Raw genomic sequence first — 16,700 nt, forward strand, 5'->3', positions numbered from 1 at the left:
ATGGAGTAGACACTTATGTTCTTGTCCTCCAAGTCTTAACTATTAATCTCCCCTTGACATTGGAGATTACTCCAATGATATGGTTCTTTTAGGAGGTGATTGTGATGTTAGTGAAAGAATTTGCTTTAAAATATCATGTAACGAGTGATACAGTCCGTTATTATGAAAAAGAAGGACTACTTCAACCGCAGCGGTTAGAAAATGGATATCGATTTTATGATGAACAATGTGAAAAAAGTATAAAATATATTATGGTCTTAAAGCAAATGGGATTTTCATTACAAGAAATACAACAATTATTACAATTGGGGAACAGCCCGATCACAGAAGCATGTAATCGGATGTCAACGACCCTATTTGAGAATAAGGTGATGCATATAAAGCAAAAGATAGATTTCTTTACTTCTGCACTAGAAGTATTACAAGTCGTTTTAGAGTTAACGAGCGAAGGAAGATACAGTGAAAATCAAAGCAGGATTGATAACTTAGTAGATCACATGTATCAAAAGTTGGTGGATGTGAAATGAACAGTTTAACAGTCCGTAGATGGATTCGTCTTGAATATGCCACTGGTTTTATTCTTTGCCTTTTCTTGTATCTTTACGCAGGATATCCGGTCACATTATTTTTTCTCTTGTTATTGGTACCCGATATTTCAATGTTTGGCTATTTATTTAATAAGAAAATTGGTGCATTTATCTACAACCTAGGCCACAATTTGATTATTCCTTTTCTCCTACTCATCGTTACAATGACTGGCGGATTATCGATTGCATTTGTTTGCATATGGTTAGCACATATTTGTATGGATCGATCATTAGGTTTTGGGCTAAAATACGGGCACTCCTTTAAGGAAACACATATGCAAAAGACATTTTAATATTTGATTGAGCCAATGTGACATGACACGGAATCTGAATATTGTTTGTTCGTGTGGTGATAATGCAAGTTATTATTGATCATTCATAACAAAGGAGAAACCGATTTGGTGTTCTCCTTTACTAATTTTTATTAAGTTGCCACGTTCTGTAATTCAGTCTTAACGCGTACGTAAGCCAACTAATATATGGAATCATTAATGAGCAAGCAAGTTTACTTCTTTTGTTAAAATAATACGTATTCAACGTAACTGCTGACCATAATAATGTTGCCTCTATGAATGCCGTACCTCGCATATTCCAACGAAAAAATAAAAAAGGCCAAAGATAATTTAAACCTAGCTGCGTTCCATATGCTGTATTTACTCTTCTTTGTAAAGTATCTGTTTTGTTCTGTTTATCAAATTGATATTTCGCTATCCCCATCGTCGTATACAATGTTGTCCAGGTAACTGGAAAGACCCAGCTTGGTGGAGAAAAGGAAGGCTTTTGTAAAGATTGATATTCTCCTTTGGCATTTTTTGTGGCGATTGTTCCTAATATTCCACCCACTACGACTGGAACACCTATACTTGCTGCAAGTCGCCATTTCGTTTTCATTTTTATCTAATCCCTTCAGCTTATTTATGTTTTAACCTTTCCTATCATTTATTATTTACTCATTATTTGAGTGAACTATTTTTATATCATGATAGAAAAAGGGTATGATAAAAAGGAATGAATGTTATGGTAAAAGGAGATTTTACATATGGAGAAAATCAATTGGATGGAAGAGGTTACCAAAAGGAAAGCTGATTTAATCAAAGATTTAAAAGGACTTTTACAAATTAAAAGCGTCCTAGACGAAGAAAGTAAAACAGCTGATGCGCCACTGGGACAAGGTGTAAAAGACGCCTTACAATATATGCTCGATTTAGGAGAGGAAGACGGATTTACTAGTAAAAATGTTGGGAACTTAGCAGGGCATCTAGAAATGGGACGAGGTGAGAAACTTCTTGGTATCCTCGGACATGTTGATGTTGTTCCTGAAGGCGATGGTTGGAGTGTGGATCCATATAGCGGCGTCATAAAGGATGGGAAAATTTATGCGCGTGGCTCAAGTGATGATAAAGGTCCGACGATTGCAGCATATTATGGCATGAAAATTGTAAAAGAATTAGGGCTTCCAATTGAAAAAAGAGTACGTCTTATCATTGGAACAGATGAAGAAAGCGATTGGCGTTGTGTCGACCATTATTTTGAAAAAGAAGAAATGCCGACGATTGGCTTTGTTCCTGATGCAGACTTTCCAATTATTTATGCGGAAAAAGGAATTGCAGATTTTGATATTGTTCAACCAGTCAAAGAAAAGCAAATGGATGCAACTCATCAATTATTATCTTTTCAATCTGGGAGAAGATATAATATGGTACCAGATTTTGCGGAAGTACGTTTGCAAGTGCAAGGTGAAACGACAGAATTGGTCCAAAAATACGAGGCATATCTCAACGAATCAGGATTTAAGGGTGATATTACGGAACAAGGTGAGGAGCTTCTATTCACATTAGTTGGCGTGAGTGCGCATGGAGCCGAACCTCGAAATGGGAAAAATGCCGGAATACATATTGCGCAATTTTTACAAACACTAGACTTAGACGAATCTGGGAAGAGATATGTACAATCTGTAGCGGCATTTTATGAAAAGTCACGTGGAGAAGTATTTGGTATTGCTTATCAAGATGACGTTTCAGGAGATTTAACGATTAATGTCGGTGTAATGAATTATGAACAAAATAAAGGTGGACGCATTGGTTTGAATATGCGTTATCCGGTCACTTTTAAAATGGATGAAGGAAAAGAGAAAATACAAGCCGAGCTAGAAGAAAATGGTTTACGATTGGAGAACTTCAGTGACTCCAAGCCTGCTTACGTAGAAAAAGATGATCCACTTATCCAAACGTTGCAGAAAGTATATGAAGAACAAATCGGTGAAAAAGCAGAATTACTATCGATTGGTGGCGGAACATATGCACGAGCTTTAGAACACGGTGTTGCATTTGGCGCATTATTCCCTGGTCGAGAAGATGTGATGCATCAAAAAGATGAATATGCCATTGTCGATGATTTATTAAAGGCAACCGCATTATATGCACAGGCAATTTACGAATTGGCAAAATCAGATGACTAATTAGAACCTTTTATTTTTCATTTAATGGAAGAATGTTTAAAATATATAAAAAGGAGAGTGAGTAGTATGAAATATGTTGACACATGGGATTTGGAAACGATATTTCCTGGGGGGACAAACTCAAAAGCATTACAGAACAAATTGGAAGCTGTAAAAGAGGAGATTGTAGATTATCAGAAAGTGTTGCAAGAATGGGATTACAATAAAGATTCGTCTGTTGAAGCAATGCAGGATATATTGAACAGACAGGAAAAGATAGGTAAGAGTCTTGGGCAATCAGCTACATTCGTTCAAATGTGGCATGATGCCTATATGAATGATGAACATGCAAATGTTGTGATGGGGCAAGTGATGGACTTATTTAGTGAGATGCGAAAGCTATCGAATACATTCACAAAAAAACTTGTTGCGATTGCAGACCGTGACTGGAATGAATTCATGGAGACAGATGCTTTAAAAGAGGTTTCCTTTGTACTGAATGAAACACGGGAAGATGGAAAACGTCTTTTGTCTGAAGAAGAAGAGAAACTTATTGCCGAATTAAATAAAGATGGTTTATCAGCATGGAGCCGTTTATATGATACAACTGTTTCTATTATGACGATTCCATTTATAGATAAAGAAGGAAAGAAAACAGAATTATCTGTAGGGCAGGCGATGAATCGCATGTACGCAGATCCAGACCCAGAAGTGCGTAAGCAAATATTTGAAAACTGGGAAGCAGCATGGGAAAAATATGCCCCGATTTTTGCGGATACAATCAATCATTTAGATGGATATCGTATTACATTACAAAAAGCACATCAACGCAAAGACCACTTGGAAGAACCTTTGGAATATAATCGTATGTCTAAAGAAACGCTTGATGCGATGTGGTCAGCGGTTGCAAATAATAAACAACCTTTTATTGCATTTCTAAACCAAAAGGCAAAATTATTTGGCATGGAAAAACTAGGATGGCAAGATGTAGACGCACCTGTTGCTTTGGGTGATGTAAAGACGACAAGTTTAACATATGATGAAGCATGTGATTTTGTTATCGAAAATTTTGACTCATTTGGGCCAAAACTCTCAGGTTTTGCGAAACATGCGCTTGAAAATCGTTGGGTGGAAGCGGAAGATCGTCCAAATAAACGTCCTGGTGGCTATTGTACAAGTCTTCCGGAATTTGATGAATCACGTATTTTCATGACATTTACTGGCTCGTCAAGTGATACAAGTACATTAGCACATGAATTAGGCCATGCTTTTCATAGTCACGTGATGATGGATTTACCATATTTAAATCAAGGATATGCGATGAATGTTGCAGAGACAGCAAGTACATTTGCGGAAACTATTATTAGCAATGCTACGGTGGCAAATGCAAAAACAGATGCAGAAAAAGCGAGCCTGTTAAATACAAAGTTAGAAAACGCAACAGCAATGTTTTTAAATATTCATGCTCGCTTCTTATTCGAAGATGCATTCTATAAAGAGCGTGCAAAAGGGATTGTTTCTGAAAAAAGATTGAACGAATTAATGACTGAAGCACAGAAGGAAGCTTATGGGGATAGTTTATCTAGCTATCATCCACATTTCTGGTGTAGTAAATTACACTTCTTTATCGATAGTGTGCCATTTTATAACTTCCCATACACATTTGGATATTTATTTAGCTTAGGAATTTATGCGGAATACTTAAAACAACCAGCAGGTTTTGAAGATAAATATATTGCATTACTTCGTGATACTGGTTCCATGAAAGTGGAAGACCTTGCTAAAAAACATTTAAATGTTGATTTAACGAAGGAAGATTTCTGGAGAGCAGGTATTGAGCTTGTAGCCAGGGACGCAGAAGAATTTATTCATTTAACGAATGAAATGAAATAAGAAAAGATGTGCTTGTCAAATGTATTCTTTGTACATTGGACAAGCACTATTTATTTTTGTACGTCTAGTTCATGTCATCTGCTTTTGTACGATGGACTGTACCAAATGGATGTTCAGGAGGAGCATAAATAGAATATAATTTTAAACGTTTATTCCCAGTGTTTGTGATATTATGCCAAGTTCCAGCTGGTACCATAATGGCGTCATCCTCGGAAACATTTCTTCTAAAGTCTAGATTACTTTTTGACTTCCCCATTTGGACTATTCCGTGACCTTCTTCGAGCCGTAGAAATTGATCAACATCATGATGAACCTCTAATCCAATATCCTCGCCTGGAAGCAGGCTCATAAGTGTAACCTGTAAATGTCTCCCAGTCCATAGAGCAGTTCTGAATGTCTGATTTTGCTCAGCCGCGTCTTCAATATTTACAACAAATGGATTTCCCCCATAATCTTTTATGTTGATTTGTGGAGAGCGGAGACTTTTATGTGGCATCATAGTATGCTCTTGCACAGCATAATGCGGTTGGTATGACATAGGCCAGTATATATAATGCGGGTTTGCGTAAACATATGGTGTATAATACACTTTTTTCATTCCTTTCGATTTACTCACAATAGCCTATGCAAATCTTTGAAAAAAGTTATGCCAAAACTTTTAACATTTATTTTATAAAGTGATCAAGAATAGTTGGAATATATGATAAAATGATGATGAAAGAATAAACATCTGTGTGTGGAGGTAACGCTAATGTGGGAACAATGTCTGATTAAAACAGAGCGAGGCCGATTTGAATACTTTAAAAAAGGTACTGGAGATCCTTTATGCGTAACACATTTATATAGTGAATTTAATACGAATGGAAATATATTTGCCCTACCTTTTACGAAACACAACACGGTCTTTTTGGTGAATTTACGTGGTTGTGGTAAATCTGATAATACTAGTAATCCTCATGACTATAGTATGGATACAGCAGTGAAAGACTTAGAAGCAATCCGAAAAGCACTTGGCTTTGAAAAGTGGGGATTTGCGGGTCATTCAACAGGGGGGATGCTTGCCTTAAAGTATGCTATTCTTGCAAAAGAAAGACTGACTAAAATTATTGCAGGTGGTTTATGTGCTTCGGCAGAATATATGCGTCATCCCAAAAGCATATATTGCAAAGAAAATCCTAATCACGCACGTGTACTAGAAATTATTCGTTTACTAGGTTTGAATGATACTCCTTTGGAAGAAAGAAGGGCATTAAATAAAGAATGGGCACTTATGTCAATTTATGATAAGAGTTTGTATAATGACATTGTGAGTCGAGCAAACAGTGGAAAAGTAGTGAGCGCTCGTCTTGATTATTTTTCATATACGGAGTTAATAGATTTTGACTTACGTCCGTTATTACCAAATGTGAATGTCCCCGCATTTATTTACTGTGGGCGTCATGATGCACAATGTCCATATGTATTTTCGAGGGAAGCAGCAATGCTCATGCCAAATGCAACGATGACGACATTTGAAGAGAGTAACCATAATCCTTTTGTTGAAGAAGAAAAGGAGTTTGAAAGATTTGTGGAATATATCGCTGCTAATTGAAAGATTAATAGTATGTACATGGGAAGGAAACTGTGAATAAGTATTAATGATATATATATATTTATTAGAAATTAGGAGATAACATGTCTGAATTAATCAATTATAAAATATGGACTGTCTGTATGGTGCGTAAAGAAGATAAAGTATTATTGCTTGATCGACAACATGATGATTTTAAAGGATTTATCCCACCGGGGGGAAAGGTAGAATTTCCTGAAAGTATCGTAGAAAGTGCAATAAGGGAAGTGAAGGAAGAGACTGGTTTACATGTTCAAAATCTCATCTATAAAGGACTCTATGAATATGTGAATCCAGTAGCAAAGGATCGATATATGATATTTAATTATATAACAGATGATTTTACGGGTGAATTATTGGCTGATTCTCCAGAAGGGAAGCCAGTTTGGGTACATATAAATGATGCTTACGATTTACCAATGCAAACATCGATACGTAGGAGGTTTCCTTTGTTTTTTGAAGATGGTACATTCGAAATTCATGTAAAGTGGGATCATGTTAACGATAGGGAAGAAAAAGTTACGATTAGGAAAACCTGAGTATGAAAATGCGAATGGAGGTCGGAATTGAGGAATCGGAGTGCAGTGGTACTTATTAAAAATAATCAAGTTTGTTTAATTAAAAGAGAAAGATATATGGCTTCAACTTATTTCGTTTTTCCAGGTGGTGGAATTAAAAAAGGGGAGACACCTAGGGAAGCTGCAAAAAGAGAGGCTTTTGAAGAATTAGGAGTGGCGGTTGAATTGCAGGAATGCTTAGGTATTTGTGAGTTCAACGGCATTCAATACTTTTACTTAGGGCATATAGTTGCTGGAACTTTTGGAACCGGTACAGGTGAAGAATATACGGATGAAAGTAGAAACCGTGGGACGTATTTGCCTATGTGGATAGATATGGATAAAATAACGGATTTGGATGTTAGACCAAAGGAAATGGTTATTAAATTACAAGCATTATTGGCTGATAGAGGGAAGGTCGAAAAATGAAGAAAAGGATATTGATTATAGGCATTATACTATTCATAGCCTTTATTATACTACCACCTATATTAGCTCCAATCGTACACGACAACCATTCACCAAAATCAGCATTACGTGAAGCTATTTATAAAAATGGACACCCTTATCAAAGTTTTTTTGCGTTGATTTTTAAAGGTGATGTGGATGAAACATATGGTCAAAGATATCATGTTTTTTGGTATGACTTTGATAGCCCAACAGGTGATACCGCAACAATTTGTTACACGAAAGAATTTGAAAAAGGAAAGTATGATGTTAGTTGTGGTACAGGACCTTGATGTGTTAATAAAAATGATAATAACTTGTAAATTCCCGTATAGATGTAGGAGTTAAAAAGAGGTAATAATAAGAATAGGATTCAATTAAGCAGGGGTGGTTAGATGTTAGGTTTACCAAAAGGTCAAGTATACTTAACCAAATGGACAGAAGAATGGGAAAAGGAATTTATAGATGAAAAAGGTAAAATAGAGAAATTACTTCAACCATACGCTGTGGCCATTCATCATATTGGGAGTACATCTGTAAAAGGTCTTTCCGCAAAACCAATTATTGATATTGCAATTGAATTGAACCAATTTAATGAAGGAGAACATTGTGTTATGCCACTTAAGGGGCTCGGGTATGCCTATAAAGGTACGAACATATTGCCAGACAGGCATTACTTCAGCAAAGGTGAGCCAAGAACCCATCAAATTCATATGTATGAAAGTGGAAATAAGTATTTATTGAAGCAATTGCACTTCAGAGATTACTTAAGATTAAATCGTCAGGCAAAAATTGAATATGAACAATTGAAGCAAAGGTTAGCAAAGACATATGCGAATGATAAACATCAGTACGCAGCGGAGAAAACAAACTTTATAACATCTTTGTTAAAAGAAATTCAAAACCTCTAGTAATTAATTATAATGAAATAAGATATTTTTTGGAAATACTAAAAGCCAACATTTATTATATAAAGCAACTGTAAGGAACATAAGCGGTCTTTACAAGGGCAATTTTTTCTTTTATGATAGAAGTGTCAGTAAATATTGGTCGGAAGGGTGAATGCAACAAAATGGATAACTAATCCTATTTTATAAACCTAAATTGAAGACGTGTAGTTAAAAACCAAACAAATAGTGTACAGGGCTTTATACGAAGCCTTCATTTTGGTGTCTTCAATGATCGTGGCAGAATAGGATTAGATATGAATAGTTGAACCGCTGGGGATTCTCCCTATTTTTTGGTATCTATTTTTGTCTCCTATTCTAAAGGGAATAGGGGCTTTTTTTGTCCCTATACAAATGATAAAAATGGAGCTGATATTATGATGTTATTAGAAGGACAAAATATGAAGCATTATGTAAAGGACCGTTTAATACTGGATATTCATCATTTGCAAATTCAACAACATGATCGGATTGGTCTGGTTGGACGTAATGGAAGTGGTAAAACAACATTGCTAAATATACTTGCTTCTAACATACAACCTGACCAAGGGGGAGTTACACGTTATACAACAAGTGCATTTATACCACAAATTAAAAGAATGGATACGGAGAAAAGTGGGGGAGAGGTGACACAAAAGTATTTGAATGAAGCAATTGTAAAATCACCTGGATTACTTTTAGCTGATGAACCGACAACAAATTTGGATACAGAGCGCGTGGAATGGTTGGAAAAGCAATTAACATATTGGCATGGTGCATTTGTCATTGTATCTCATGATCGCGCCTTTTTAGACGCATTATGTACGAAAATATGGGAATTGAATGAAGGACAACTTAAAGAATATAAGGGGAATTATAGTAATTACAAAATGCAAAAAGAACTTGAAATGGAACAGCATAAACAGGCCTATGAAACATATATAGAAAAGAAAAAGCAATTAGAAGAAGCGCTACAATTAAGAGAGGAAAAGGCGGCTAGAGCTACAAAAAAGCCAAAGAAAGTATCCAAATCCGAGGCAAAAATTACTGGTGCAAAGCCATATTTTGCAAAGAAACAAAAGAAACTTCAAAAGAACGCAAAAGCGATAGAACGAAGAATAGATAAGCTTGAAAAAGTTGAACCAGTGAAAGAACTAGCATCGTTGAAAATGAATATACCTCATGTGGATACGATAGGAAATCGAATAATGATTCGTGTTGAGGACCTCATAGGGAAAGTTGCCCATCGGTTACTGTGGGAAAATATAAGTTTTTATATACGTGGTGGAGATAAACTTGCGATTATCGGTCCTAATGGGTGTGGAAAAACAACACTTGTGAAGAAGATTATCAATGGAGAATTGGGGATTACAATTTCGCCATCTGTAAAAATTGGTTATTTTAGTCAAAACCTTCATATTTTAGACACGGATAAATCTATAATAGAAAATGTCCAAATGTCATCTAAACAAGATGAGACACTTATTCGTACAGTACTAGCTAGGTTACACTTTTTTCGTGATGATGTATATAAAGATGTTAAAGTTTTAAGTGGTGGCGAAAGGGTTAAAGTTGCATTAGCAAAAGTATTTTTGAGCGATATTAATATGTTAATTTTGGATGAACCAACTAACTTTCTCGATATTGATGCGGCTTATGCATTGGAGTCCCTTTTAAATGAGTATGCGGGAACTGTTATTTTTGTTTCCCATGATCGTAGATTTATCGAAAATATTGCCACGCGAATCTTATACTTTCGTGAGAAACAAATAAAATTGTTCGAAGGCACTTATAAGCAATATATACAACATCTTTCACAAGAAAAGAAAAATACTGTGGAAGACGAATTGTTAATATTGGAAACAAAAATATCGGAAGTTTTGGGCCGTTTAAGTATTGAACCAACCGAAGAATTGGAAGCGGAATTTCAACGTTTATTGAAGGAAAAGTCCAAACTAATATAAATGGATTATCAAGTTGCTGTTTCGAGTCCGAATAAGTACAATAATTTAGGGTGTGGGGAATGGAAAAGAATAGAACAATGTATCATCTTGTCTTATACTTAAGTAGAAAATAATGCTAATTTTAAAATCTTAACGGCAACATTGGGAGGACCTAAATTGTATAAATTAATCGCAATAGATATTGATGGTACATTACTTAATGATCAGAAGCAAATTACGCAAGAAGTAAAAGATGCGATACAGGCTGCGAAAAAAAAGGGAGTAAAAATTGTCATTTGTACTGGAAGACCTATCGTTGGTGTCCATGATATTTTAGAACAACTACAGCTACGTGATAAAAATGATTATGTCATTACGTTTAATGGTGCACTCGTACAACACACGTATTCAAATGAAGTTATTTCTAAGATTGCACTAACATCTAATGATCTGCAAGACTTGTATGAGTTGAGTATGGAGCTAGACGTTCCGATGCATTTCTTTGACTCAGAAAACTTATATACACCAAATAAAGATATTAATAAATATACGGTATATGAAGCGAGTGCTAATGATATCCCGTTGAAATACCGCATGCTGAATGAAGTGTCAGATTATATACAAATTCCTAAAGTAATGTTTATTGATGAGCCTGAACGGCTTGATAAAGTAATAATAGAGATACCAGATTCATGGAAAGAAAAGTATACATTTGTAAAGAGTGCACCATTTTTTTTAGAAATTCTTCATCCGAGTGTTAGTAAAGGAAATGCTGTGAAGCAATTAGCGGAGAAGTTTTCAATAAAAAGAGAAGAGGTTATTTGCATTGGAGACGGTGAAAATGACTTAAGTATGATTGAATATGCAGGTTGTGGTGTTGCGATGGCGAATGCAGAACCAATCGTTAAGGAAGCAGCTACGTTACAAACTTTATCTAATAATGAAAATGGAGTAGCCGTTGCAATCGAAAAGCTAATTTTGAATGAACAAGTACATGGTTAAATAAGAATTGACATAAACTAGAATAAAGGAGGCTACACATGATGTCACATGGTAGTAATCATACTAGTTATGTTGATATTGCTGCATTACAGAAAAAGGCAAGGGAATCCGGTTTAACTTATAATGAGGCAATTGCATATATCGCCCAAACTACTGGGGGACGAGGTACAAATATATATAGCGATACGGATATAGATGCAGTAAAAAGGAAAAATGAAGGTTATAATAACCAATCATGAAAAGCGAGGGCGACCTCGCTTTTTTGATGTCATTTTATTGTAGTATGAACACAGACCTCAAAGCGTGTGCAATCTTCACGTAGTAAGTCGGTATTTTTCTAAATTAATCTGTAAACTGGACTAAACTACCTATTGCTGGAATTGCCTTTAAAATTCAAATTCCTTAGTGTTATCCTAGTCAAAATTCAATTTCCAAATTTTTTATAGACCATTTTTTTAGATTTACCATTATAATGGAAAAGAAAAAAGGGAGGAAAATGATGGACGACTTATTTTTATTATTATTTATTATTTCAAGTATTGGAATCATTTTAGGAGTTATTTTTCCAAAACGTTTTGTTTTCTGGAGTAAAAATAAAACAAGGAAAAAAGCATTTAAAGGTTATTTAGCACTTTTAATTGTGTTTTTTATTGGATTTGGTATAACGACACCAAATGAGCAGGACAGTTCAACAAAGCCAGATACCGAGGAAACTTCATCTACGGTTAAAAATGTGGAACATCAAGAAGGAAAGACCGAACAAAAAGAAAAGCAAAATCATCACGACAATGAAGATAATATAGAGAAGCAAACAGTAACAAAAGCAGACATAGAAAAAGTAGAAAGTACACGTTCACCTAAAGCTCCAGTAGCAAAGAAGATTGAAAAGGAAAAACCGAAAAAGAAGCAAGTAATTAGTAACGGAAAACGTGTCCCTGTTACATTAGTGAGAACAGTTGATGGTGATACAATTAAGGTCCGATATAAAGGGAAGGAAGAGAATGTTCGATATTTATTAATTGATACTCCTGAATCTAAAAAGCCTGGAACATGTGTACAATCATTTGCAAATGAAGCATCAGAGCGAAATAAACAACTTGTAAATAGTGGAGAATTAACGCTTGAATTCGAAAAAAGTGAGCGGGATAAATATGGTAGGTTATTAGCTTATGTATTTGTAGATGGGAAGTCAGTTCAAGAAATACTACTTAAAGAAGGGTACGCACGCGTGGCATATATTTATGAACCGCCTTATAAATATTTAAGCGCGTATCAAAAGGCTGAAAATGTGGCTAAAGATAGTAAAAGAAAAGTATGGTCACAGGTAGGCTTTGCAACAGAGCGTGGATTTAATGGTTGTGCGGATAGGTCAAGTTCTGCCGCAAAATCAAATACATCTAAAAGTAGTAGTACGACAAAACCGGCAAAACAATCTACACAGAAATCAACAACGACAAGTCAAAGCGCTAAAGTAGAGATATTTAAAAATTGCACAGAACTACGCAAAAAATATCCAAATGGGGTTCCAAAAGGCCATCCTGCTTATCAACCGAAAATGGATCGAGATAAAGATAACTTTGCTTGCGAGGCATAAATAAAATATTTGGGGTCAGACCCCAGGAATACTTTCTACTAAATCATTAATCGCAAAGGCAATGTCATTTTCCTTTAATTTAATTTCTAAATCCATAGGTAAAGTCAATTGTTTCATGTTATAATACGACATAAGGATACCTCCTGAAAATTATTGTGTGGTTACTTTAATTTTATCAGATGGTATCCTTTTTGTTTACTATAATGTCAGAAAACCTCACACAAAAATAAGGCTGGTCCTTACCATTAAAAACGTTGGTAAGGACCAGCCTTATTTAAATTTACTGGGGTTTTGTCCCAGCCTCCAATGATGAAAAAGAAATGAATATAAAAAAACTATCTGCGGATGTTGTTTCTGAAATCAAAAATAAACTTCATTCATTTGAAAACCACAGCATTCACCAATAAAGTAAGCTCGACTTTTCTTGGGGGGCCCTTCCCCTAATGTTAAGCTGCATCATTTATTTTTACTACATTGTTGTATTTCTAAATAAAAAATCGAATAGCTTATCGATTTATAGACAAACCATTCGACACTTTTGTTCTTATAATCTTCTTAGTAAATTCGTCGTTTTTTATTTTGTATGTTTACGGTGTCAATGTATTAATCCCCATTATTTCACCTTAATCCTGTCATAATCTTACTAAAAAAATAATCTAATATAGGCGGATTGTATCACTTAATTCCTTATTATTCTTTGTTTCCCATGTTATGGTTATGCTACTTTCTTTCAATAGATCTTGAACTTTCGACAATGATAATTTATTGGTATGCCCCAGTACCTCACTTCCGTGTTCCATTGTCTCAATTCTTTCAAATTCTATATTGTCTAAATGTTTTTCAATAACAGTAGTTATAGGCTCCTTAAACTGAAAATCAATACTATAATTTCTGATTTTCTCAACTGGATACTTATTAATAAATGTCAAGTTTATCAACCAATTGGATGAACTGCCTTCTTCTTTTATCAATTCATATTTAATTTCCCAATACTCTCCTTCGACACTATTTTCCCAACTGGTCTCCTTTTTGTAACCAAGACAACCAGCATTCAGAACTAAAATTACCAATAATACCACTAAAGATAATTTGTTTTTCATAAAAAACCTCCAATCAAATTTTTTTGTAGAAAAAGCAGGAATTTTAAATTTACTGTCGAATATTAATAAAATTGTACTAAAAAAACATTGAAAAGGGGAAAACAATAATGAAGAAAGTTTACTATGCATTAACAGTACTACTAACATCTTTTATTTTAACACCTGAATTAGCGTTGGCCAAGTCTGACAATCTAGAGGATTCAAACCCGTCAGTAAATTCTGAGGGTGAATTTACCACCCAGATAAGCATCTCCAAAGATGAACTAGAGCAAATGAGGAAGTATTCAAAGAATGATAAGGTAGAGATAATATTAAACAAAGAGAATACCAGATTAAGGGATTTTGAAAATGCCTTTCAACGATTTAATAGACTAAATGAAAACAATATATATCCGAACGGATTTGATTATAAAAATGATACTTATGATGTGGATATTTCTGAAAGCGAAGAAGCTAAAGAGAAAAATTTTAAGTTAGTTGGTATAGAAATCACTGACAAGTATATTACAAGTGATGGGAAAGTATTAACTAACGAGGATGTAGAAATGGCTCAAAAAAAAGGTGAAGTCATTGAACTGATAGATCCGGAGCAAGAAGGACTTGGGGAAAATCCTACTCTCGATGATTTACGGAATTATGAGGAAAAGGAAAAGAATAAAATGATGGTCACTAGTTCAGGGCGTAAATATCTTAAATCCCCGGCACAAGCGTATAAATATGTTACATCCCAACTTTACGTTTATGAATATGTTAGTGGCAAGAACAAAAGAAATTACTTTGAAGCTAAATGGAACTTTAAAACCAGTGGACCCGGGAAAGTAGACAACAGTGTTACAAACTCACCAGCGGCTTTATTAGAAAAAAATGACATTGCAGTACTTGCTTGGGCTTATGGACCATCATCAAGGAATAGATCTATAACACTTCGATACTATAGGGGTAATTCAAATAAATATTTATCGGGATCTAGCGTGAAAGAGCATCCTAGTGCTGATGCAAAATCCGCCGCTTATATATTTAGTGAGGTTCATAAATTCAATAAACAGAGTTATTTCCTCAACCGAATTACTTTAACAGCTGAGTCAGGCTCGTGGACTCCAAGTAAATTTGGAGAGGATGGTTCAGTTAGAGCACAATATGCTAACGGAGGAAAATCTACCAAAGTTAATGGATTTAGTGTTAGTTCTACTCGTTCGGTTTCTATAAGTTGGTCAACTGTAAAGAATTATGCGTTTACTAACGTCTATACAACAGTTCCTAGATAAATCCACAAATAGATAATCAGTTAATAAATTTGGTTAATAACCGTTATTAGAAGACCTCAGAACGTGAGGTCTTTTCTATACATTTCTAATCGTAATAAATTATCCTTGGTTAATTTTCAATATGTTAAAATACTTGGCAATACCCCTCGTATATTATATTTAGGCATTATTTTTCCGCCTATTGTTTCTCACTGTTTCTAAAAATTATTACATCTGTTAGACCGTTACTTTTCACTACAGGCGAGCGCTTTCCGCGGGCATGGATTGAGCCTTTGACGCACAGGACGTGCTAGTGCAGGTGTTGCGACAGGACGTCGCGAACTTAACCTGCCTCGGAAGAAAACCATTTCCTGTGGGGTCTCAAGACTCATGCTTTTCCCGCAGGAGTCGCCGCCTTTTGTTCCAAGTAACTAAATAAGTGCAATCATTTTTATAAATGATTGCGTACCTATCTGAATAATATGCCAAACACCTTGGACGTTCCTTGATATTCCTAGATAATGGTCTTAGGATCATTTGGGATAATTCTTTCAACCCCTTGCAGGCATAACCGCATGAGAAAGACTGTTTCCCTGTGTGCGTTTTGACCTTCATACACGCAGGCTGTACACCTTGATGTTCGAACTTGGATGTTAGTAGCTCCAAGGCGGCTTTCGATACAAAGATAGTACTATAGACGAGGCTACTGATTAACTATCACACTAGTGATAGCTCAGATCGTCCAAGAGCTAAGTTCCAATGATTCTCTAAATCGAAAGGAGTGTTAATCCCATGAAATTATTTGTTGGTTTAGATGTTAGTTCTATTGATATCAAGGTTTGTTTTTTAAATGGTGAAGGAGATAAATTAAGTTCCTTCAAAGTAGTAGATAATGACTTGCCTGGTGCTACTCAGTTGAGAGACGAAATCCTACATGCCGTTCAAGGAAAATCTGTCAGTGAATTACGCATCGGTCTTGAATCAACTAGTGTGTATAGTTTTCATCCGTCCATGTTTTTACACAATGATAAGTTCATTCAAGCACTTAACGGATGATATAAATCGTTCAATCGAACTAGTTTCGGAAAATGGTAGGATTGACGTTCAAGTCCAACAAATGCCTACAAATGTAACTTTTGATGTTTGGACAGATAATGGAAAAATAGACATTTTAGGTAAATTTCATAAAAATACGATAATAGGTAATGGAGAAAATGAAGTGAAATTAATCACGAGTAATGGAAAGATAACCGTTGGAAAAATAAATTAAAGTCGATTATAATTTCGCTTTTTCTTACCTTGATGCGCATGGAACGATAAAAACACCTTTGCATGTAAGTGCTATTGTTAGTTACGCATTC

The 16,700-nt window shown here is 35.1% G+C and carries 18 protein-coding genes and 1 pseudogene; 16 read left to right on the forward strand and 3 right to left on the reverse strand.

Going from position 1 to position 16,700, the window contains the following annotated elements; all coding sequences use genetic code 11:
* Positions 1 to 104: 104 nt before the first annotated feature.
* Together ACFFIS_RS10395 and ACFFIS_RS10400 are read left to right on the forward strand one after the other, a co-directional pair.
* Entirely contained in the window at positions 105 to 527 is a 423-nt protein-coding gene (locus ACFFIS_RS10395) for a MerR family transcriptional regulator (RefSeq protein ID WP_320378291.1), read from the forward strand.
* Positions 524 to 880, forward strand: a complete 357-nt coding sequence (locus tag ACFFIS_RS10400) for a DUF4260 domain-containing protein (protein ID WP_320378292.1) — start codon at positions 524 to 526, stop codon at positions 878 to 880. The genes ACFFIS_RS10395 and ACFFIS_RS10400 overlap by 4 nt, the downstream gene beginning before the upstream one ends.
* 121 nt (positions 881 to 1,001) lie before the next feature.
* Here ACFFIS_RS10400 and ACFFIS_RS10405 read toward each other — a convergent pair whose 3' ends face one another.
* Positions 1,002 to 1,478 carry a TspO/MBR family protein gene (locus tag ACFFIS_RS10405; protein WP_320378293.1) on the reverse strand — a complete coding sequence of 159 codons (477 nt, stop codon included), beginning with the start codon at positions 1,476 to 1,478 and terminating at the stop codon, positions 1,002 to 1,004.
* A 148-nt stretch (positions 1,479 to 1,626) separates the two neighbouring features.
* Here ACFFIS_RS10405 and pepV point away from each other — a divergent pair, with 148 nt between their 5' ends.
* Positions 1,627 to 3,045 (forward strand): dipeptidase PepV, encoded by a 1,419-nt coding sequence (gene pepV, locus ACFFIS_RS10410; RefSeq protein WP_390187392.1) that lies wholly within the window; start codon positions 1,627 to 1,629, stop codon positions 3,043 to 3,045.
* A 66-nt stretch (positions 3,046 to 3,111) separates the two neighbouring features.
* Positions 3,112 to 4,917, forward strand: coding sequence for a M3 family oligoendopeptidase (locus tag ACFFIS_RS10415; protein ID WP_390187394.1), 1,806 nt, complete (start codon positions 3,112 to 3,114; stop codon positions 4,915 to 4,917).
* A gap of 64 nt (positions 4,918 to 4,981) precedes the next feature.
* Here ACFFIS_RS10415 and ACFFIS_RS10420 read toward each other — a convergent pair whose 3' ends face one another.
* A complete protein-coding gene (locus ACFFIS_RS10420; RefSeq protein WP_320378294.1) occupies positions 4,982 to 5,515 on the reverse strand; it encodes a cupin domain-containing protein in 534 nt (177 codons plus the stop codon).
* Positions 5,516 to 5,668: 153 nt separating this feature from the next.
* On the opposite strand from ACFFIS_RS10420, the gene ACFFIS_RS10425 reads away from it, so the two are divergent.
* The 9 genes from ACFFIS_RS10425 to ACFFIS_RS10465 all read left to right on the forward strand — a co-directional run bounded on the left by ACFFIS_RS10425 (position 5,669) and on the right by ACFFIS_RS10465 (position 12,995).
* Complete coding sequence (locus tag ACFFIS_RS10425; RefSeq protein ID WP_390187396.1) at positions 5,669 to 6,508, forward strand: alpha/beta fold hydrolase; 840 nt, start codon at positions 5,669 to 5,671, stop codon at positions 6,506 to 6,508.
* Between the two features lie 83 nt (positions 6,509 to 6,591).
* Positions 6,592 to 7,065: an 8-oxo-dGTP diphosphatase gene (locus ACFFIS_RS10430; protein ID WP_320378295.1), complete on the forward strand. Its 474-nt coding sequence runs from the start codon at positions 6,592 to 6,594 to the stop codon at positions 7,063 to 7,065.
* 27 nt (positions 7,066 to 7,092) lie between these two features.
* The gene (locus tag ACFFIS_RS10435) at positions 7,093 to 7,512 is read left to right on the forward strand and encodes an NUDIX hydrolase (protein ID WP_320378296.1); all 420 of its coding nucleotides are present in this window, start codon (positions 7,093 to 7,095) and stop codon (positions 7,510 to 7,512) included.
* Complete coding sequence (locus tag ACFFIS_RS10440) at positions 7,509 to 7,823, forward strand: YjcN family protein (RefSeq protein WP_320378297.1); 315 nt, start codon at positions 7,509 to 7,511, stop codon at positions 7,821 to 7,823. The genes ACFFIS_RS10435 and ACFFIS_RS10440 overlap by 4 nt, the downstream gene beginning before the upstream one ends.
* Before the next feature lie 102 nt (positions 7,824 to 7,925).
* Entirely contained in the window at positions 7,926 to 8,441 is a 516-nt protein-coding gene (locus tag ACFFIS_RS10445) for a GrpB family protein (RefSeq protein ID WP_320378298.1), read from the forward strand.
* 413 nt (positions 8,442 to 8,854) lie between these two features.
* Complete coding sequence (locus ACFFIS_RS10450) at positions 8,855 to 10,420, forward strand: Vga family ABC-F type ribosomal protection protein (protein WP_390187400.1); 1,566 nt, start codon at positions 8,855 to 8,857, stop codon at positions 10,418 to 10,420.
* A gap of 156 nt (positions 10,421 to 10,576) precedes the next feature.
* The gene (gene yidA, locus ACFFIS_RS10455; protein ID WP_390187402.1) at positions 10,577 to 11,401 is read left to right on the forward strand and encodes a sugar-phosphatase; all 825 of its coding nucleotides are present in this window, start codon (positions 10,577 to 10,579) and stop codon (positions 11,399 to 11,401) included.
* Between the two features lie 41 nt (positions 11,402 to 11,442).
* On the forward strand, positions 11,443 to 11,640 hold the full coding sequence (locus tag ACFFIS_RS10460) for a hypothetical protein (RefSeq protein ID WP_320378299.1): 198 nt from the start codon (positions 11,443 to 11,445) through the stop codon (positions 11,638 to 11,640).
* Positions 11,641 to 12,200: 560 nt separating this feature from the next.
* On the forward strand, positions 12,201 to 12,995 hold the full coding sequence (locus ACFFIS_RS10465; RefSeq protein WP_320379728.1) for a thermonuclease family protein: 795 nt from the start codon (positions 12,201 to 12,203) through the stop codon (positions 12,993 to 12,995).
* Between the two features lie 656 nt (positions 12,996 to 13,651).
* On the opposite strand, the gene ACFFIS_RS10470 is transcribed toward ACFFIS_RS10465, so the two are convergent.
* Complete coding sequence (locus ACFFIS_RS10470) at positions 13,652 to 14,095, reverse strand: hypothetical protein (protein WP_320378300.1); 444 nt, start codon at positions 14,093 to 14,095, stop codon at positions 13,652 to 13,654.
* Positions 14,096 to 14,202: 107 nt separating this feature from the next.
* On the opposite strand from ACFFIS_RS10470, the gene ACFFIS_RS10475 reads away from it, so the two are divergent.
* From ACFFIS_RS10475 to ACFFIS_RS10485, 3 genes and pseudogenes are all read left to right on the forward strand, one after another.
* A complete protein-coding gene (locus tag ACFFIS_RS10475) occupies positions 14,203 to 15,360 on the forward strand; it encodes a hypothetical protein (RefSeq protein ID WP_390187407.1) in 1,158 nt (385 codons plus the stop codon).
* A gap of 771 nt (positions 15,361 to 16,131) precedes the next feature.
* Positions 16,132 to 16,380 (forward strand): annotated as a pseudogene (locus tag ACFFIS_RS10480) (IS110 family transposase); the annotation flags it as partial.
* On the forward strand, positions 16,364 to 16,609 hold the full coding sequence (locus tag ACFFIS_RS10485; RefSeq protein WP_390187409.1) for a hypothetical protein: 246 nt from the start codon (positions 16,364 to 16,366) through the stop codon (positions 16,607 to 16,609). The pseudogene ACFFIS_RS10480 and the gene ACFFIS_RS10485, both read left to right, overlap by 17 nt.
* The last annotated feature ends 91 nt before the right edge of the window (positions 16,610 to 16,700 follow it).

It is taken from the genome of Paracerasibacillus soli (assembly GCF_042432965.1).
Lineage (GTDB): Bacteria > Bacillota > Bacilli > Bacillales > Amphibacillaceae > Paracerasibacillus > Paracerasibacillus soli.